Annotated in this window: 13 protein-coding genes and 2 pseudogenes; 4 read left to right on the plus strand and 11 right to left on the minus strand. The window is 38.8% G+C overall.

Annotated elements, in window-relative coordinates; translation table 11 throughout:
* Nucleotides 1–160: 160 nt before the first annotated feature.
* A protein-coding gene (locus tag R2H34_RS12885) for an IS5 family transposase (protein ID WP_318342289.1) occupies nucleotides 161–998 on the minus strand; the annotation gives its coding sequence in 2 pieces (ribosomal slippage) (nucleotides 161–614 and nucleotides 613–998; 840 coding nt in all).
* Between the two features lie 238 nt (nucleotides 999–1,236).
* Between R2H34_RS12885 and R2H34_RS12890 the strand changes: the two genes are divergently transcribed.
* The gene (locus R2H34_RS12890; protein WP_087540577.1) at nucleotides 1,237–2,697 is read left to right on the plus strand and encodes a coniferyl aldehyde dehydrogenase; all 1,461 of its coding nucleotides are present in this window, start codon (nucleotides 1,237–1,239) and stop codon (nucleotides 2,695–2,697) included.
* Nucleotides 2,698–2,757: 60 nt separating this feature from the next.
* Here R2H34_RS12890 and R2H34_RS12895 read toward each other — a convergent pair.
* The 4 genes and pseudogenes from R2H34_RS12895 to kdpA form a co-directional block, all read right to left on the minus strand.
* Nucleotides 2,758–2,979, minus strand: a pseudogene (locus R2H34_RS12895) (helix-turn-helix domain-containing protein); the annotation flags it as partial.
* Between the two features lie 14 nt (nucleotides 2,980–2,993).
* On the minus strand, nucleotides 2,994–3,671 hold the full coding sequence (locus R2H34_RS12900; protein WP_318342290.1) for an IS1595-like element ISAju1 family transposase: 678 nt from the start codon (nucleotides 3,669–3,671) through the stop codon (nucleotides 2,994–2,996).
* A gap of 47 nt (nucleotides 3,672–3,718) precedes the next feature.
* Nucleotides 3,719–3,904, minus strand: a pseudogene (locus R2H34_RS12905) (hypothetical protein); the annotation flags it as partial.
* Between the two features lie 13 nt (nucleotides 3,905–3,917).
* Entirely contained in the window at nucleotides 3,918–5,621 is a 1,704-nt protein-coding gene (gene kdpA / locus R2H34_RS12910; protein ID WP_318342291.1) for a potassium-transporting ATPase subunit KdpA, read from the minus strand.
* A 490-nt stretch (nucleotides 5,622–6,111) separates the two neighbouring features.
* On the opposite strand from kdpA, the gene R2H34_RS12915 reads away from it, so the two are divergent.
* The gene (locus tag R2H34_RS12915; RefSeq protein ID WP_151711164.1) at nucleotides 6,112–7,398 is read left to right on the plus strand and encodes an OmpP1/FadL family transporter; all 1,287 of its coding nucleotides are present in this window, start codon (nucleotides 6,112–6,114) and stop codon (nucleotides 7,396–7,398) included.
* Nucleotides 7,399–7,487: 89 nt separating this feature from the next.
* Here R2H34_RS12915 and thrH read toward each other — a convergent pair whose 3' ends face one another.
* A complete protein-coding gene (gene thrH / locus R2H34_RS12920) occupies nucleotides 7,488–8,105 on the minus strand; it encodes a bifunctional phosphoserine phosphatase/homoserine phosphotransferase ThrH (protein WP_004908629.1) in 618 nt (205 codons plus the stop codon).
* Between the two features lie 171 nt (nucleotides 8,106–8,276).
* On the opposite strand from thrH, the gene R2H34_RS12925 reads away from it, so the two are divergent.
* A complete protein-coding gene (locus R2H34_RS12925) occupies nucleotides 8,277–9,008 on the plus strand; it encodes a phosphoadenylyl-sulfate reductase (RefSeq protein WP_004950650.1) in 732 nt (243 codons plus the stop codon).
* Nucleotides 9,009–9,190: 182 nt separating this feature from the next.
* Nucleotides 9,191–10,576 carry a wax ester/triacylglycerol synthase family O-acyltransferase gene (locus tag R2H34_RS12930; protein ID WP_318342292.1) on the plus strand — a complete coding sequence of 462 codons (1,386 nt, stop codon included), beginning with the start codon at nucleotides 9,191–9,193 and terminating at the stop codon, nucleotides 10,574–10,576.
* A gap of 34 nt (nucleotides 10,577–10,610) precedes the next feature.
* Here the strand turns inward: R2H34_RS12930 and R2H34_RS12935 are convergent, their stop codons facing one another.
* The 5 genes from R2H34_RS12935 to mreC all read right to left on the minus strand — a co-directional run bounded on the left by R2H34_RS12935 (nucleotide 10,611) and on the right by mreC (nucleotide 14,310).
* The gene (locus R2H34_RS12935) at nucleotides 10,611–10,784 is read right to left on the minus strand and encodes a PA1571 family protein (RefSeq protein WP_004775299.1); all 174 of its coding nucleotides are present in this window, start codon (nucleotides 10,782–10,784) and stop codon (nucleotides 10,611–10,613) included.
* 136 nt (nucleotides 10,785–10,920) lie between these two features.
* On the minus strand, nucleotides 10,921–12,375 hold the full coding sequence (gene rng / locus R2H34_RS12940; protein WP_004908637.1) for a ribonuclease G: 1,455 nt from the start codon (nucleotides 12,373–12,375) through the stop codon (nucleotides 10,921–10,923).
* A gap of 45 nt (nucleotides 12,376–12,420) precedes the next feature.
* On the minus strand, nucleotides 12,421–12,987 hold the full coding sequence (locus tag R2H34_RS12945) for a Maf family nucleotide pyrophosphatase (RefSeq protein WP_004908640.1): 567 nt from the start codon (nucleotides 12,985–12,987) through the stop codon (nucleotides 12,421–12,423).
* Nucleotides 12,975–13,466 (minus strand): rod shape-determining protein MreD, encoded by a 492-nt coding sequence (gene mreD, locus R2H34_RS12950; RefSeq protein WP_004908641.1) that lies wholly within the window; start codon nucleotides 13,464–13,466, stop codon nucleotides 12,975–12,977. Before mreD ends, R2H34_RS12945 begins: the two co-directional genes overlap by 13 nt.
* Complete coding sequence (gene mreC / locus R2H34_RS12955; RefSeq protein ID WP_004908644.1) at nucleotides 13,453–14,310, minus strand: rod shape-determining protein MreC; 858 nt, start codon at nucleotides 14,308–14,310, stop codon at nucleotides 13,453–13,455. Before mreC ends, mreD begins: the two co-directional genes overlap by 14 nt.
* Nucleotides 14,311–14,321 lie beyond the last annotated feature (11 nt).

Below are 14,321 nucleotides of genomic sequence, written 5' to 3' on the forward strand. Positions count from 1 at the left end.
AAAACAAATAAACCTAATTAGAAAAACACATATAATGAATAAATAACACCCAACCGAGACCAGATCAATATTCAAACAATTATTTTATTTAACACAAAAAAATAATAAAAATCAAAAAAACATTTATTGATTAAAAATCTATATTTTTATAATAAAAATATTAGACCTCTTGCAAAAATAATTTTTTAACCAACTCCATGTTGTAAATTGCAGCAATTAAATTCAGACGTAAACCCATGCGTTTACGCCTATTTCGATAACGTGTAGCCAGAATTCTAAAGGTCTTTAATTTTCCATTGACGTGTTCAATTCGAATACGACGTTTACTAATTTCCCGATTTATTTGCTTCTGTAATAAAGTTAACGGCTTCTTTTTACTTGCCTTGAATGGCATCAGGCATTTTATCCCCAAACGATTTAAACCTAAATAACCTTTATCAATAAGCATAAAGGCTTGATATCTCTGCTTTTTACGTTGAGCCTTAAACAACTGGAAATCATGTGTACTCCCATGTGTAAGACCTAATGAAATAATCTGCATCGTTTCATAATGAATGATGAGTTGAGCTTTGATCGTATGTCGTTTTTTCTTACCGCTGTAGAATCTTTTCTGTTTTTTTTGGACGCTCAATTGTCATTTCAGTTGCATCGACAATAACAACATTCCAATCTATCCATGCACCATGCGGTAGTTTCTTAGGTAAATGAAATTTATCAGATTTTATTAAAATATTTTCTATTTTATGAATAATTCTGGACGCAGTTGATTCGTGGATTCCATAACTCATAGCAACATGAAAGAGCGTGCGATATTCACGCCAATAACTTAGCGTCATTAACAGTTGGTCTTCAAGTGAAAGACTCGAAGGTCTACCTCGTTGAGTATTGACTTGGCTTGACTCTAATACTTCAAGCATTTCTAAAAAAGTTGAGGGTTGTATTCCAATCAGTCGTTTAAACTGACTATTTGATAGCATCTTTACTTTTTCATATTTCATGTACTCATGATAGTAGAACATGACTTTTTAATCTGGATAAAAAACAAACAAAACGTTGATCGTTTTTTGATTTTTGCAAGAAGTCTATTATTTAAAACAATTCTTAAAAAATATTCTAACGAATAACATTACAATCAAAAAAAGAATACTATCTAAAATCATAATTTTAATTATAATCATAGTTAGTTTGATCCTAAACGATATAAAACAAAGACATAACGCATGGAAGGAACAAAAAATGAATCTTTATGAATCTCAGGGACACCGCGATACTGCCCATGAGCAACTCTTTAACATCTTCAACCAACAACGTTCCGCATTTAATGCTCTTCCATATCCCGATTTAGATTCAAGACGTAGCAAACTATTTAAGCTAAAAAAGCAAATTATTCGTTATCAAGATGTCATCGCCGAAGCCATTAATACCGACTTTAGTTCTCGATCAATCGATGAATCTAAACTGCTCGATTTACTTGGTTCTGTTCTAGAGGCTGAACATGCGATCCGCCATCTAAGAAAATGGATGCGTCCAAGCAAACGAAGCACTGAATTACTTTTTTTATCAAATCGACTAAGAGTCCAATACCAACCTAAAGGTGTGGTCGGTGTTGTTGTACCTTGGAATTTCCCTGTTTACTTGGCTTTAGGGCCTTTGGTGGCAGCCTTAGCTGCTGGAAATCGGGTCATGATCAAATTACCTGAAATCACACCTGCGACCAATGCTGTTATGAAACGCATGCTTGCTGAAGTTTTTAGTGAAGATGAAGTCGCTATTTTTGGTGAGGAAATTACCGATCCTTCGCTATTCACGACCCTACCTTTCAATCATATCGTTTTTACAGGGTCACCCGCGATCGGTCGTGTGGTGATGCGTGCTGCGGCAGAGAATTTAACCCCAGTCACCTTAGAACTAGGCGGTAAATCACCAGCTTTAGTGAGTCGTCATTATCCATTAGCTGATGCTGCCATGCGTATCCTGCATGGGAAAGCGACCAACTGTGGGCAAATTTGTGTAGCACCAGATTATGCACTTGTTCCAAAAGAAAAAGTAATTCCGTTTGCTGAACAATGTAAATCAGATTTCACATCTATGTATGGCAACACAATTGATGAAAATAGCAATTACACCTCCATCGTCAATGATCGTCACTTAAAACGATTGCTGGAGATACTTGAGGATGCAAAGGCTAAAGGTGCTGAGGTTATTGTATGTGGTGAATATCATCCAGAACGTGATGCTCGTCGTATGCCTGTACATCTTGTATTGAATTGCACAGCAGATATGCGCATTCTCAAGGAAGAATTATTTGGTCCCATCCTACCAGTCGTTGCATACGATACGATTGATGATGCGATTACCTACATCAAAGTGGGTGAACGCCCATTAGCACTGTATTGCTTTACCCATGATGCCAATGAACGTGACTATATTTTAAAACAAACTCATTCAGGTGGTGTGACGATCAATGATTGGGGTTGGCATGTAGTCAACCATGATGCTCCTTTTGGTGGTATCGGTAACTCAGGTATGGGAACTTATCATGGTGTTGAAGGTTTCCGAGAGCTTTCGCATGCAAAAACTATTTTTACCCGTCAGCGCTTTTTCCCAACCCAATTATTCTATCCACCCTACGGAACTTGGGTACAAAAACTCGCTTTACATTTCTTTTTGAAAAAGGGCGATCCAAATCTCAAATAAAATTGAAAAAAAAGAGAGTTTAAAACTCTCTTTTTTTAACTGAATAATCAGGTTATTTCCTTAGTTTGGATCTAAAAAACGTAATCCAACACCTGCAATTGTAAAAATATAAGATGGCGTGAGTGCTGAATCACCTATTTTAGTACGCAATTTTTTAACTAAAATTCGGAGGTAGTGAGTATCCTCTTCGTGGCTGACACCCCATAGCTCAGCCATGATTTGTTTTTGGGTAACAATCTTTCCTTGGTGGCGAATCAGTAATGCTAAAAGCTGTATTTCTTTTGGGGCTTAGGAAGTTAAAGAAAATTGTTACGGAGTAATTTAAGCAAATCGAGATATAAATTACCGTTCCGATGATTGAAGCGATACTCCGTTTCTTTAAGATGCAAATAAAACATCTTTTTGTCAATTCCATTAAACTTGACGAGTCGCTTTTTAGCATATCCCCAGAATGATTCTATGCCGTTAATATGACGCTCCCCGCATGCAAATTCGTTGTCCCCATGATTCACTCTTAAATGTTTGTCAAAACCAATATCAACTAAACCATCATAGCCTCTCCATCCATCTGTATTGATCACAGAATCAAGCTCTATCTGCCCCCGAATAATGCCCTGTAGCGTAGCTTTGGAGCAATCAGGCACAATTTCTGTGTATACGTTTCCATCTCTTTTGAGTAATCCAAATACAATGGTTTTTCCTGATGCACCACGTCCACGTTTTCCTCGAATACGACGAGCACCAAAGTAGGATTCATCAAGTTCAACGATACCGTTGAAAGGAGATATTTCCTCACATTGAGCCGCAATCTTTTTACGCAACCTGATGTAAATTGTATTGATGGAACGTACAGAAATATTGGTGAGTTTAGCTGTATCTGAAGCAGTTAAATCCATGGCAAAAAAGCGAATGATCTGTCTGAATTTTGCCTCTGTGATTCTTGAACGGGAATAGTATCTATTTTTTGCTTTCATATAAGGAAGTTACCATACTTTTTGATATGCTTAACTTCCTAAGCCCCCAGTAAAATACCAAATCCAAAACTGGTACTCCCCATCAACGTTGCCACGATGGTTAATACCGTTCCAATCCAAACACATGCCATCACAGGATTTTTAAAGGCATGCTGTGGTAATAATTTATAAAAGGTTTGCTGAATAATTTCTTTATTCAAGATATCCATTTGTGTCGCATTAGAGAGATTCATGGTGCTTGCTCCACTAGATCTTTACAGATAAATAATCAGCAATTGGTCCAATCACCAACACTGGCATAAATTGCAATAGCGTTAAAATCAGTACAATTCCGACTAGAGTCAGCGCAAATGTAGGCGACTCAATCTGTAAAGAACCTTTGCTCTCATCTGCTTTAGGTTTGGTTGCAAGACTGACTGCAATTAAAACTGGAATGATCAGTACGCTGTAACGACCTGCTAATAACGCAACACTGGTGCTTAGATTCCACCATAAAGTGTTGTCGGCTAAACCTTCAAAACCAGAACCATTATTGGCAAACGCAGACACATATTCATAAAAGACTTGGCTAATAGCATGCGATGCAGGATTCGAATTACCTGTTAAAGATAGGAAAGCGATGGCGATTGCAGTTAAACCAAGAATCAGCACTGGTTGTAAAAGAATGACCAATGCCAATAACTTAATTTCAGTGACTTCGATTTTTCGTCCAAATAATTCAGGCGTGCGACCTGTCTTCAAACCCGCGATAAATACAGCTAAAAATAGATAGATAAAAAATTGTAATAGACCACAACCAATCCCACCCCAAATGGCATTGATCAGCATATTGGATAGCTCAACCAAACCTGTTAATGGTGAAGCTGAGTCATGCATCATATTGACCGAACCATTATTCACCTGTGTGGTTAAACTTCCCCACAAAGCAGAAGCTTCAGCTCCAAAACGGACTTCTTTACCTTCCATTAACGCCGTATTTGGGATTAAAGATGATTTTTCAGCCCATAATATGAATACAGTGGAAACAAATGACATCAACAACATTGTGCCCAAAATCATCCACATTAATTTTTTGCGTTGCACAAAACGACCAAGCATAAACACAACCAACATTGGAATCAGTAAAATCGCAAGCATCTCCAGCATATTCGATAATAGCGTTGGATTTTCTAAAGGCACACTACTGTTTGGACCATACCAACCACCACCATTACTGCCTAATTGCTTGATCGCCACCATCGGTGCAACAGGTCCAAGAGGAATATGCTGGGTCTGAACTTCAGTGCTTCGATCTAAAACTTGCGCAGTTGGACCAGCAGAAAGTGTAGATGGCACACCTTGAAAAGTCAGTAATAGAGAAAAAACTAAACCCAAAGGAATAAAGAATCTGAATAATGGTCGGATCATATCCATCCAATAATTTCCAAGATTAATCTGTGACGCATTTTTGGATTTAATATTTTCCAAAGCTTGATCTTTGGGCTGTAAAAATAAAGCTCTTAACATGGCTGTTAACAAAGCCAAACCCATAATTGGAGATAAATATTGCAAACCAACGATCACAGTCATTTGCGACAGATAAGACAATTGAGCCTGTCCTGAATAATGCTGTTGATTGGTGTTTGTTAGAAATGATATCGTTGTGTGTACTGCTAAATCCCAATTCATATTTGGAATACGATCTGGATTCAACGGTAACCAAGCTTGCGTCATCAAGATCGCTATACTTATACCCAACAACAAAAGATTACTGAGGATAAATGCAGCAAGATATTGTCGCCAATTCATACCCACTTGTTTCACGTTCAAAATGGAATAAATTGGTTGTTCGATCCATTTAAAGAAACGATCGCTTTTCATTGGTTGAGCTTGCATCACATCTGCAAGATAGCGTCCTAATGGATAGGCTAAAATCAATGCAAGGATAAATACGGAAATAAATTCCCACATAGCACATGCCATTTAAAAAATAAGTCAGCACTAGTATGGAAATTGACTGCGTAAATTCTCTATGTTAGAAAAAGTGAACCGCGTAAATTTTCTGTAAAATTTATATGAAAAATTATTTGATCAGAGAAATTGCACATATATGACAAATTATGTAGATAGAATCTAATTTTTTACAAAAAATCTTTGACCTAATAAAAATTTTTTTTTTGCAAAAATGCAATTATTTGAGTACGAAAATTCAAACTAATACTTTATATATTTCATCATATTATCAATAAAAACACATATGTATATAATTATTTATAGCATTTTTTTATCCATTTTCATGCAATCATTCGTACTGGATAGTTCATTTAGAATATTTACTCTTATTCTAATTATGGTATTTTTGTTACATGAAGTTATAGCCAAATACATTTAATAATCAGTTTGGCGTGCCAATCATAGCTTCTTTACTTAAAAAATCTTGAAATTCAAGGAAAGATTTAAAATGAAATTAAAATATCTTAGCACTGCCATGGTCTTAGCGACGCTACCTGCAACTGGAGCTTTTGCAGCAGCACTGGATCGTTCAGGTCAGTCAATGTCTGCTTTTTTCCAACCAGGTAACTATTTTGAAGCTGGTCTTTCGGTTCTAGATGCAGATGTTTCAGGAACAACTAAAGCCAATTACCCGAATGCTGCGCTACCATTACTCTCCAATACTAGTGTTGGTGAAATGGCTGATTCTTATCAGTTTGCTCATGCAGCACTAAAATTACAACTTGCTGACCAACTTTCATTTGGTTTGATTTATGATCAACCATTTGGAGCAAAAGCAACCTATTCAACTGATACAGCAAAATTACCTGCTGCGCTTCCTGGTGCCGCTGCTGCACTTCAAGGACAAGGTGCATTTCATAATGGCACTCAAGGAACTTCTGTAGAAGTTGAAACTCAGAACCTTTCTATGATTCTTGGTTTTCAACCAAATAAAAATTTAAACTTTTATGCTGGTCCAGTCTACCAAACTGTAAAAGGTAATATTCAACTCCGTGGTACTGCTTACGGTGGTTCTGCAACTTTCGGTGGATATAACGCAGATATCAAAGAAACTGGAGATATCGGTTGGTTAGCTGGTGCTGCATATCAAATTCCAGAAATTGCATTAAAAGCATCTGTAACCTATCGTTCTGAAATTAAACACTCAACTGATGCAAAAGAAAGTTTTAGCTCTCTTGGATTATTTGCTGGCTTAAATGCAATTCCAGCCAAAGAAACAGATATTACAACACCTCAATCTGTTAACCTTGATTTACAAACAGGGATCATGGCGGATACTGTTGCATTCGCAAACGTACGCTGGGTGAACTGGAAAGACTTCGCTGTACGCCCTTATAAATTCGGTGTGGCATCAACACAAGCAGCTGTTGTGGCATCAACTGGGAAAAAAGATGGTTTTGATCTCGTAGCTTATACTGATGATCAATGGTCAGTAACTACTGGTGTTGGACGTAAGCTTAATGAACATTGGGCTGGTAACGTCTCTGTAGGTTGGGACTCAGGTGCAGGTAACCCTGTGACCACATTAGGACCAACAGAAGGATATTGGAATGTTGGTTTAGGTATCCAATATAGCCCTGCTCCCAACTACTTTATTGCTGGTGGGGTAAAATATTTTTGGTTGGGTGATGCCAAAGCACAATCAGCCTCTCAGTTTAATACACCGAATTATGTTGCTGAATTTGAGAATAATGATGCCATCGCTTATGGTATGAAAATTGGTTATAAATTTTAATTATTGATTCAAGATAAAAGGCGCTATTTAAGCGCCTTTTATCTTTTAATTTTCCACAACATATTCAAAAGATAGTTGAGGGAAATCGATTATTCAGGGATATTACGTTGTGATACAGAACGAATCGCCTGTTTCAATGCTTCATAACCATGAAGTGGTGGAAATTGCGGGAATTCAGCAATCACATTTGCTGGTGCATCGAACAGGAAACCGTGATCAGCCTCACCAAGCATTGTCGTATCATTATAAGAATCACCAGCTGCAATCACACGGAAATTCAAACCATGTAATGCTTTTACTGCCTGACGCTTTTGATCAGGTTGACGTAATTTATAAGCCGTAATCATGCCATTTTCATCTGTCTCAAGCTTATGACAGAAAATTGTCGGCCAGCCTAACTGCTTCATCAATGGATGTGCAAACTCATAGAATGTATCTGACAGAATAATCAATTGAAAGTGTGTGCGTACCCATTCAACAAACTCTTTTGCACCTTCAAAAGGTCCCATGTCTGCGATCACTTCTTGAATATCATTTAATCCTAAACCGTGCTCTTTTAGGATGTTTAAACGTTGAGTCATTAAGACATCGTAATCTGGAATATCACGTGTGGTCGCCTCGAGCTCTTTAATCCCTGTTTTTTTTGCAAAATTAATCCAGATTTCCGGAACTAACACCCCTTCAAGATCTAGGCATACGATTTCCATGAATGCTTCCAATGTTGGTTAAAAATTGCTGTATCATACCATTAACATTTTCACTTTTGCGCTGTTGTTGAAGAAAACGATTTTATTCTGCAAGATTAAAGTCGAAAGCAAGCAAACGGTTTTGCTTATAATGATTTACAATTGTGCCCAAGCCTATCGCCAGGAACATTCATGACTGTTATTCCGACTATTGACCATGTAGATGCGCTCGCTGCTGAATATGCAGATAAATCACCAAGAGAAATTTTAGAATTAGCCTTGAGTCAAGAAGGTGAAATTGCTATTTCATTTTCAGGTGCAGAAGATGTGGTTCTCATTGACATCGCATCTCGAATTGGCAAACCTTTTCGTGTTTTCAGTTTAGATACGGGCCGTTTGCACGCAGAGACCTACCAATTCATCGAAACAGTCCGTAAACACTATAATATCAATATTGAAATTTGTTTTCCCGAATCTGCTGCAGTGCAACAATTGGTCAATGAAAAAGGGCTATTTAGTTTTTTTGAAGATGGTCATCAAGAATGCTGCGGTGTACGCAAGGTACAACCTCTACGCAAAAAATTAGCGACTTTAGATGGTTGGATTACAGGGCAGCGTAAAGATCAAAGCCCGACACGTAGTGATGTACCTGTAGTTCAAGCTGACGTTGGGTTCTCAGGTGAAGGTAAACAACTTATCAAATATAACCCACTTGCAAACTGGTCAAGTGCCGATGTGTGGAGTTATATCCGCATGATGGAAATTCCATACAACCCACTACATGAACGTGGTTTTATTTCCATCGGTTGTGAGCCATGCACACGCGCAGTTCTCCCGAACCAACACGAACGTGAAGGTCGTTGGTGGTGGGAAGAAGCGACCCACAAAGAATGCGGGCTTCATGCAGGCAATCTCAAAAAATAAAAAATCACGAGATTAATAACTAAAACCACTGATTCATCAGTGGTTTTATTTTTATTAACTACTGTGTACAAAGTCATATTTTAACCAGAACAAACCGTATATACTTAGTTTAACGGTTCAATAATTCTAATAAGAGCTCAAAGAGTATCTTATAAAAAATGCAATGAGAGGCTATATCTGCTATGCGCCCATTACACCCTATTGATTTTATTTTTCTTTCACTAGAGAAAAGACAGCAACCTATGCATGTAGGGGGATTATTTTTATTTGAAATCCCAGAAAATGCATCTCCGACATTCGTGCATGATCTTGTTCAAGATATCCGTCAATCAAAGAGTATTCCGGTTCCTCCATTTAACAATCAACTGACAGGATTATTCTGGGGTGAAGATCCTGAATTCGATATCGATCATCATTTCCGTCATATCGCGTTACCAAATCCAGGGCGTATTCGTGAACTATTGGTCTATATTTCACAGCAACACAGTTCCTTGATTGACCGTGCTAAACCACTATGGACATGCGACATTATTGAAGGCATTGAAGGCAATCGTTTTGCAATGTATTTCAAAATTCACCATGCGATGGTGGATGGTGTTGCAGGAATGCGATTGATCGAAAAATCACTCTCCAAAGACCCAAATGAAAAGCATGTCGTACCATTATGGTGTGTCGAAGGGAAGCGAACTAAACGCTTAAAGGCACCCAAGGCCCCTACTGCAAGTAAAATCAGAGGAGTCTTGGATACGATTAAATCACAGTGTGAAGTTGCACCTAAAGTGATGCAGGAACTTTCACAAACCTTATTTAAGGAAATCGGGAAAAACCCTGATTATGTCTCAACATTTCAAGCACCACCATCGATCTTAAACCAACGTGTGAGTTCTTCTCGCCGTTTTGCTGCACAATCTTTTGAGTTGGAACGTTTCCGCCTTATCGCTAAAACACTTGGTGTAACACTCAATGACGTAGTACTAGCAGTTTGCTCTGGTGCATTACGTGAATATCTTATCAATCAAAATAGTTTGCCCAAAAAACCTTTGATTGCGATGGTTCCTGCTTCATTGCGTACTGATGATTCTGATTTCAGCAATCGTATTACCATGATTTTGGCAAACCTAGCCACTCATATTGCAGACCCAATTGAACGTTTAGAAATTATTCGCCGTAGCGTACAGAATTCAAAGCAGCGTTTTAACCGTATGACTGCTAATGAAATTTTGAATTATAGTGCACTGGTATATGGTCCTGCAGGACTCAATATTGTTTCGGGTATGTTGCCAAAACGCCAAGCATTTAACCTTGTGATTTCCAATGTACCTGGTCCACGTGAACCATTGTATTGGAATGGAGCGAAACTTGATGCACTTTATCCAGCATCAATTGTGATGGATGGTCAGGCGTTAAATATCACAATGACCAGTTATTTAGATAAATTAGAAGTAGGGTTGACCGCTTGTCGTAATGCGTTACCAAAAATGCAAAATCTACTCACGCATTTAGAAGATGAAATTCAACGCTTTGAAGCTGCAATTTTGAGTTTGCCTAAACAGGCAGCTGAAGGATAAACCTGAAAAAAATTAAGGGGCTTTAAATTGCCCCTTATTTTTTAATCGTTCTGCAACGCTGTAAAAGCTGATGGCAGGCTGATCGAATCATCGCAGTTGTGATCTGCACTTCTTTACCTTGGCTATCCACCATGTAACATGTATTAACTGGGTTACTGTCCAAAACATGTTTAAAACCGTGGTTCACTAATCTTTCACTTACATTCATAATTATAGACCTCATTATTGTTGGCTAAGACATCCGAAGATGCCTATGGCTAATCTTATGGTTCTAGTATTTAAAATTCGTGATAGAAAGTAAAATTTCAGTTGTAACAAGGATTAAGCGAAATCTTGTTACAACTTTAGCTTAAAATGATATCGTATTGCTCTTGCGTATATAAATTTTCAACTTGGAATTTTATGACGCGGTTCACAAAATGCTCTAAATCCGCGACGGCTGGGGCTTCTGCTGTTAAAAGTCGGTCAATTACTGCTGGATGCGCAACAACAGTAAAGCCACTCTTCGAATCAAAAGCACGTGCATAGCGCAGAATTTCTCGAAATATTTCGTAACACACTGTCTCTGCTGTTTTCACATATCCACGCCCCTGACAAGTTGGGCAGGATTCACAAAGCAAATGTTCTAAAGACTCGCGTGTTCTTTTACGCGTCATTTCAACCAAACCAAGCTCAGAAACCTGAGTAATTTTGGTTTTAGCATGATCGCGCTCTAGCATTTTCTCAAACTGTCGCATGACTTCGGCACGATGCTCGGCTTCTTGCATGTCAATAAAATCAATAATGATGATACCACCCAGATTCCGCAAACGAAGTTGGCGTGCGATTACCTGTGTTGCTTCCATATTGGTTTTAAATACAGTGTCTTCTAAACTACGACCACCTACATACGAACCAGTATTTACATCGATCGTGGTCATCGCTTCCGTCTGGTCAATCATCAAATAACCACCAGACTTCAATGCGACACGCGTCTGTAATGCTTTTTGGATGTCTTCTTCAACGTTATATAAATCAAATAACGGTTTTTCACCAGGATAATGGATTAAGCGGTTTTCAATAGAAGGCACAAACTCATGGACAAATTCACTCAACTTGCCATGAATTTCCCGTGAATCGACATATATCTTGGCAGTTTCATCGCTAGCTAAATCACGAACAATACGTTGAGGTAGAGGTAGTTCTTCGAATATCAGCTCTGGTGTAGAAACTTCTTTTTGTTTGCGTTGAATAAATTCCCATAATTTACTCAGATAACACATATCTTGAGCAATCGAAGCTTCATCCACGCCTTCAGCTGCAGTTCGTACAATCACGCTACCAGGTAGTTTATGTTCAGTCTGAATATGCTCAATAATACCGCGTAAACGATCACGCTCTTCTTCTTGTTCAATACGTTGCGATACACCAATATGATTCCCATATGGCATCAACACCAAATAACGAGAAGGTATTGAAAGATCAGTGCTCAGGCGCGCGCCTTTAGTCCCCAACATATCTTTCATTACTTGAACAGTAAGAGTCTGTCCAGGATGCAATAGCTCGAAAACATTTGGCGTAGGCTGTGAACGCGGCCAAACCATGTCGTTGATATGTAGAAATGCTGTACGAGATAAACCAATATCCACAAAAGCAGCTTGCATACCTGGTAACACACGCACAACTTTACCTTTATAGATATTCCCCACGAGACCACGTTTCACAGTACGTTCGACAAATAACTCGTTTACTGTACCGTTTTCAATTAAAGCTACACGACATTCCATCGGCGTAACATTAATCAGCAATTCTTCTGCCATAACCAACTCAAAACTTTTATAAAAATTCTTATACCCGAAAGTGTATTAGCCAAATGCCTTAACGCTTTCTAATAACTGTGCTGTCTCATGTAAAGGCAAACCCACAACATTGCTATAACTTCCTCTTATTTGAGGAATAAATCGCGCAGCAATACCTTGAATAGCATATGCCCCTGCTTTACCTATAGGTTCACCCGTGTCCCAATACGCTTCCATTGCGCTTGAGCTAAGCTGCATAAATTCAACCTGAGTACGTACCACATCACTTAACATTTTAGATCGAGATGCAACACATATGCCTGAATATACGTCATGCCATTGACCTGATAACTGAGTCCAAATCTCAAAAGCATGCTGTTTTGAATCAGGCTTACCAATAATTTTACCTGCAAAACTCAAACTGGTATCAGCAGCGATCACAATTGCATCAGGATGCAGAGTTAAAACAGCTTGGGCTTTTTCACGAGCCAAGCGTTCAACATAACACTTAACGCTTTCATCAGGATAAACCGTCTCATCCACATCAGGACTATGAACCTTAAAGTCCAAGCCCAGTTGTGTTAACAGCTCCTGCCGTCGAGGCGAGCTTGACGCAAGAATTATATTCGCCATTTATGTAAACAGTAATACACAACAGGCCATGCCAAAGTTGTCGTCAAAATAGGTTGCCAATGACGAGCAATTGAGAAATGAGTACCTGAAATAGTCTGACTAATCCATAAAAACAACAAATGCGCGATAATCGCAAGTATCGCAATTACCCATGAATTGCCAAAAGTGAGAATACGTCTTTCGCGAATAAAATAACGTGTTCCAAACGTAATGAACACAAAACTAAGTGCGTTCAATCCCAATGGTGCATCGAGCAATAGATCAGTAAAAATCCCTATTGCAAATGCAAACCACACCCCACACCATACAGGCTGATAAAGAATCCAAAACAACATGATCATCATCATGATTGGCGGGCGCCAACCCGCTGCTTCGTATGAAATTGGATAGATGAGCAGTACTGAACCAATCAAAATCGAAATAATGATCATCCAAAGTGGATCTTTACGTTTCTCATAATTTAGTCTAGCGATCGGCATAAGGTTGCTCCTTCGCTAAAGACTCTGAAAACAGAATCACGACGTGATGACCACTGGCCAATTGTGCTGCTGGTTGAACACCAATCTCAGCGAATTCACCCGATGTATGACGACTCACTTTGGACACTGTTCCGACTAAATAACCCGCAGGAAAGTGTTCACCTAAACCTGAACTAAAGACCTTATCCCCGATTTTAATATTGGCACTGGTTGGGACATAATCCATTTTGAGTTGACCCAAATCACCTTTACCAGACACGATCGCTCGCATCCCCGTACGCTCTAAGCGAACAGACAATGAATGTTCTTTATCAGAAAGCAACATGACGCGTGAACTATGCGGATATACATCAACCAACTGCCCCATAATCCCTTTATCATCCAAAACTGTTTGTCCAACTTTTAGATGATCAACAGAACCACGGTTGATAATAATAATGTGACGTAATGGATCAGCATCTGTTCCAATCACTTCTGCGATCTGCATACGCCCATCAATAATTAATGGCGTATCCAAAAGTCCTCTTAAACGGTTATTTTCCGCAGAGAGTTCAGATAGTTTCTGTAATCGAACTTGAGCTTGTAGAAGTTCAGCTTGCATTGCGGTGTTTTCACGACGCAATTGGGCTTCAGATTTGGTTTGTTGGTTAAGCCATTCTCTCGACAGTACAGGATAGCTTGCCAGCGCATAAATTGGATTATACGCGGCATACAAGACATCCCTTGCAGGTTGAATCACGTAAGGCATGCGCCAGTCAAAGAACAGCACAACCAAGCATGTAATTACCGCAATGACAAATGAGCGAAAAGATGGCGGTTGTCTTGAAAAAAGATTCGGTTGCACCGCCTAGTCCT

The sequence above is a fragment of the Acinetobacter sp. 16 genome, assembly GCF_033439925.1.
GTDB classification, from domain to species: domain Bacteria; phylum Pseudomonadota; class Gammaproteobacteria; order Pseudomonadales; family Moraxellaceae; genus Acinetobacter; species Acinetobacter junii.

Coding starts and splice junctions, on each gene's coding strand:
- R2H34_RS12930 (WP_318342292.1), top strand. CDS start 9,191: ATGCGCCCATTACACCCTATTGATTTTATTTTTCTTTCACTAGAGAAA.
- R2H34_RS12915 (WP_151711164.1), top strand. CDS start 6,112: ATGAAATTAAAATATCTTAGCACTGCCATGGTCTTAGCGACGCTACCT.
- R2H34_RS12890 (WP_087540577.1), top strand. CDS start 1,237: ATGAATCTTTATGAATCTCAGGGACACCGCGATACTGCCCATGAGCAA.
- thrH (WP_004908629.1), bottom strand. CDS start 8,105: ATGGAAATCGTATGCCTAGATCTTGAAGGGGTGTTAGTTCCGGAAATC.
- mreD (WP_004908641.1), bottom strand. CDS start 13,466: ATGCCGATCGCTAGACTAAATTATGAGAAACGTAAAGATCCACTTTGG.
- rng (WP_004908637.1), bottom strand. CDS start 12,375: ATGGCAGAAGAATTGCTGATTAATGTTACGCCGATGGAATGTCGTGTA.
- R2H34_RS12935 (WP_004775299.1), bottom strand. CDS start 10,784: ATGAATGTAAGTGAAAGATTAGTGAACCACGGTTTTAAACATGTTTTG.
- R2H34_RS12925 (WP_004950650.1), top strand. CDS start 8,277: ATGACTGTTATTCCGACTATTGACCATGTAGATGCGCTCGCTGCTGAA.
- kdpA (WP_318342291.1), bottom strand. CDS start 5,621: ATGTGGGAATTTATTTCCGTATTTATCCTTGCATTGATTTTAGCCTAT.
- R2H34_RS12945 (WP_004908640.1), bottom strand. CDS start 12,987: ATGGCGAATATAATTCTTGCGTCAAGCTCGCCTCGACGGCAGGAGCTG.
- R2H34_RS12900 (WP_318342290.1), bottom strand. CDS start 3,671: ATGAAAGCAAAAAATAGATACTATTCCCGTTCAAGAATCACAGAGGCA.